This window comes from Kitasatospora sp. NPDC007106, assembly GCF_040634455.1.
GTDB lineage: Bacteria > Actinomycetota > Actinomycetes > Streptomycetales > Streptomycetaceae > Kitasatospora > Kitasatospora arboriphila.
Genome location: NZ_JBEYFP010000512.1, coordinates 1 through 4,307, shown reverse-complemented (window position 1 = coordinate 4,307; position 4,307 = coordinate 1). Strand labels below are relative to the sequence as shown.

4 protein-coding genes are annotated in these 4,307 nt (G+C 75.6%); all 4 read left to right on the top strand.

From position 1 onward, the window contains the following. A partial coding sequence (locus ABZ641_RS27300) for a glycosyltransferase (protein ID WP_359985822.1) occupies nucleotides 1-1,017 on the top strand: 1,017 nt, incomplete at its 5' end. Then, on the top strand, nucleotides 1,014-2,390 hold the full coding sequence (locus tag ABZ641_RS27295; RefSeq protein WP_359985819.1) for a hypothetical protein: 1,377 nt from the start codon (nucleotides 1,014-1,016) through the stop codon (nucleotides 2,388-2,390). The genes ABZ641_RS27300 and ABZ641_RS27295, both read left to right, overlap by 4 nt. Next, nucleotides 2,387-3,358, top strand: a complete 972-nt coding sequence (locus tag ABZ641_RS27290) for a glycosyltransferase family 2 protein (RefSeq protein ID WP_344625455.1) — start codon at nucleotides 2,387-2,389, stop codon at nucleotides 3,356-3,358. Before ABZ641_RS27295 ends, ABZ641_RS27290 begins: the two co-directional genes overlap by 4 nt. Continuing rightward, nucleotides 3,355-4,167: a polysaccharide deacetylase family protein gene (locus tag ABZ641_RS27285; protein WP_359985816.1), complete on the top strand. Its 813-nt coding sequence runs from the start codon at nucleotides 3,355-3,357 to the stop codon at nucleotides 4,165-4,167. The genes ABZ641_RS27290 and ABZ641_RS27285 overlap by 4 nt, the downstream gene beginning before the upstream one ends. Nucleotides 4,168-4,307 lie beyond the last annotated feature (140 nt).

The following is a 4,307-nucleotide window of genomic DNA, read 5'->3' as shown; positions in this document are numbered from 1 at the left end:
TGTGCTCTTCCGATCTGCACCGCGCTCGGCGCCACCCCGGCCGCCCCGCCGCCCGCGGCCGCCCCGCCGCCCACCCTCAGCGTGATCATCTGCACCCGCGACCGCACCGAACTGCTGCCGCGCTGCCTTGACGCGCTGCTGCGGGCCGCACCCGCCGACGCCGAGCTGCTGCTGGTCGACAACGCGCCCACCGACCTGACCACCCACGACCTGGTCCGCGACCGCTACGGCGACCGGATCCGTTACCTGCGCGAACCGGTACCCGGGCTGGCGCGGGCCCGCAACACCGGCGTGGCCGCCGCCACCGGAGAGGTGTGCGCCTTCACCGACGACGACGCCCTGCCCGACCCCGGCTGGCTGCACGCCATGCTGGCGACCTTCCGCAGCGACCCCAGGATCGGCTGCGTCACCGGCCTGGTGCTGCCCGCCGAGCTGGACACCCCGTCCCAGGCGGCCTTCGAGCGCCACTGCGGCTTCTCCCGCGGCTTCGCCCCGCGCACCTGGTCGCTCGCCGACCAGGGCGGCGACCCGCCCGTCCCCTACACGGTCAGCCGCTTCGGCACCGGCGCCAACATGGCCTTCCGGACGGAGGCCCTGCGGGCCATCGGCGGCTTCGACCGGGCCACCGGCGCCGGCACCCCGACCCGCGGCGGCGAGGACCTGCTCGCCTTCCTGCGGGTGCTCACCACCGGACGCCTGGTCGCCTACGCGCCCGACGCACTGGTCTGGCACCGCCACCGCCGCACCCCGGCCGCGCTGCGCTCCCAGGTGTACGGCTTCGGCGTCGGCTACGGCGCCTACCTGGCCGCCGCCGTCGTCCAGCGCCCCGCGCTGCTCGCCGACCTCCTCCGCGGCCTGCCCAAGGCCCTGCCGATGGCCCCCGGCCGCCGCCGCACCAGCGCCTCGTCCCCGCGCGAACTCGTCCGACTGCACCGCCGCGGGCTGCTGGTCGGGCCGCTCAGCTACCTCTACAGCCGCGGGCGCCAGCGCACCCTGCCCGCCGGGATCCGGCCGTGATCACCGACTTCGTCTCCCGCCGCACCACGGCCGCCCGCCCGTGCTCGTGCCCGCTGCCGCTGCCCTGCGAGTGCTCGTACGCCGCGCTGCTGCGCGCCCGCGTCCGGGCCGTCACCCGCCGGACGGCCGGCGAGCCGCTGCTGCGCAACGGGCACATCCTGGCCGCCAGCGCAGTGCTCTCGGCAGCGCTGGGCTCGCTGTTCTGGATCTTCGCGACCCGCTGGTACAGCGCGGAGACCGTCGGCACCAGCTACGCGGCGCTGTCGGTGGCCGCCCTGATGTCCGGCGTCGGCCGGTTCAACCTCGGCGACGTCCTCGTCCGGTTCGTCCCCCGGGCCGGCCGGCACACCCGGCGGCTGGTACTGCGCTGCTACGCCATCAGCGGCGGGCTCAGCGCCCTCGCCGCCTGCGGCTTCCTGCTGCTGATCCCGGTCGTCGCCCCCAGCCTGGACTTCCTGCGCTCGCCGCTGCTCGCCGTCGCCTTCGTCGTCGCCACCGCCGGCTACTCGATCTTCGACCTGCAGGACGGCGCGCTCACCGGACTGCGCCGCACCGGCTGGGTGCTCGGCGAGAACATGCTCTTCGCCGCCGCCAAGGCCGCCGCCCTCGCCGTCTGCGCGGCCCTCGCCGTCGGCACCGGCATCCTCACCTCCTGGGCCGTCGCCCTGCTGCTGTCGATCGTCGTCACCAACTCCGTGCTGTTCCGCCGGGCCATCCCCGCGCACCAGCGCGCCGACCGGACCGGCGCACCCATGCCGCGCCGACTGATGCGCTACGCCACCGCCGACTACCTCGGCAAGCTCGCCAGCATCACCACCTACGCCGTGCTGCCGCTGATCGTGCTCGCCCAGCTCGGCGCCGCCCAGAACGCCTACTACTCGCTCGCCTGGATCATCGCCGACACCTTCGACATCGCGGTCTTCAGCATGGGCGCCTCCCTCGTCGTCGAGGGCGCCCACCGGCCCGACCGGCTGCCCGAGCTCGCCCGGCGGATGCTCCGCCACGCCGGCCTGCTGGTCGCCGCCGCCACCGCCGTCGTGGTCGCCGCCGCACCCTGGATCCTCGGCCTCTTCGGCCCCGACTACGCCGCGCACGGCACCCCGGTGCTCCGGCTGATGGCGATCGCCTCGCTGCCGACCGTCCTGATCACCGTCGCCATCGACGTCGCCCGGGTCCGCCGCAACCTGCGGCGACTGATCGGCCTCCAGGTCGCCCACTGCGTCCTGGTCATCGGCCTCACCGCCGTGCTGCTCCCGGTGTACGGACTCACCGGGGTCGGCCTCGCCTGGCTGCTCGCCTGCTGCGCCGTCGCCGTGCCGTTGCTGCTGACAATGCCACGCTGGATGAAGGCGCCCGAAAGGAGGACGGCATGACCACCGCCCCGCCCGACGCGCGGACCACCCTGTCCGTCGTCATCTGCGCCTACACCCTGGACCGCTGGGACGACCTGTGCGCCGCCGTGGACTCCGTCCGCGGTCAGCGCCGGCCGCCCGAGGAACTCGTCCTGGTCGTCGACCACTGCCCCGAGCTCGCCCGCCGGGCCGGGCACCGTTGGCCGGACGTCCGGGTCCTCCCCAACGAGCAGCGCCGCGGCCTGTCCGGCGCACGGAACACCGGGGTCCGTGCGGTCCGCGGCGACGTGGTCGCCTTCCTGGACGACGACGCGGTGGCCGCACCCGACTGGGCCGACCGCCTGCTCGCCGGCTACCGCGACCCCGCGGTGCTCGGCGTCGGCGGGTTCGTCCGGCCGCGCTGGGAGACCGGCCGGCCCGCGTGGTTCCCCGGCGAGTTCGACTGGGTGGTCGGCTGCTCCTACCGCGGCCTGCCCGACCGGCCCGCGGCGATCCGCAACTTCACCGGCGCCAACATGTCCTTCCGGCGTGCCGAGGCCGTCTCCGCCGGCGGCTTCCGGCTCGACCTCGGCAGGGTCGGCACCCGCCCGGTCGGCTGTGAGGAGACCGAGTTCTGCCTCCGGCTGGCCGCCCGCCACCCGCAGGCGCAGCTGCGCTACGACCCGGCCGCCGTCGTCCACCACCACGTCCCGCCGGGCCGGGCCACCTGGGCGTACTTCCGGGCCCGCTGCTACGCCGAGGGCCGCTCCAAGGCCGTCGTCGCCCGGCACAGCGGACCGCACCCCGCCCTGGCCTCCGAGCGCCGGTACCTCCGGCACACCCTGCCGGCGGCCGTGCTGCGCCACCTGCGCCGGGCCGACCTGCGCTCCGCGGGCGCGCTCTGCGCCGGGGCCGGGATCACCGTGCTGGGCTACACCGTGGGCCGCGCAGCCCTCCTGCTGCCCCGGCCGTCCGTGCCGACCCTCCGGCCGGCGAGGAGCCCGCGATGAGAGCCGTCCCCGTCTTCCTGTACCACTCCGTCTCGGAGGACCCGCCGGACTGGATCGCGCCCTGCACCGTCTCCCCGAAGACCTTCCGCGAGCAGCTCGACCGGATCGCCGACGCCGGCCTGACGGTCGTCCCGCTGCGCCGGCTGGTCGCCGCGCTGCACGGCGGGCCCGCGCTGCCGGCCAACGCCGCGGTGCTCACCTTCGACGACGGCTTCGCCGACTTCTACTGGACGGTCGCCCCGATCCTCACCGAGCGCGGCCTGCCCGCCACCCTCTACGTCACGGTCGGCGCGATCCACCCGCCCGGCGGGGAGCCCACCGGCAGCCTGCTGCCCGACTCGCGGATGCTCAACTGGCGCCAGGTCGGCACCCTCGACGCGGTCGGCGTGGAGATCGGCGGCCACTCCCAGACGCACGCCCAGCTCGACACGGTCTACGGCCAGCGCCGCACCGACGAGATCGTCGGCAGCAAGAAGCGGCTGGAGGACGCCATCGGCCACCCCGCGACCGCCTTCGCCTACCCGCACGGCTACTCCAGCCCCGCCGTCCGCCGCCAGGTCCGCGCGGCGGGCTGGACCTCGGCGACCGCCGTGGAGAACAAGTTCAGCTCGGCGACCGACGACCCGATGCGGATCTGCCGGCTGATGGTCCGCAGCGACACCCCGGACAGCGTCTTCGACGACTGGACGGCCGGCCGCGGCAGCCGCGTCGGCCCGATCCGGGAGAGCCTCTACACCCGTGGCTGGCGGTCCTACCGCCGGTTCACCCGGTTCGTCGGCGCCCCGGTGGGCGGGCCGCCCAAGGACTGAACCCGCGCGAGCCACCGCACCCCGTGACACGACAACAGCCCGGAGAGGGCCCGACGATGGTCGACCAGCAGATCGCAGACACGGCCGGTCCGCCGGTGCCGCGGCGCCCGACCGCGGCGCTGCTGGACCGGGTGCTCGGC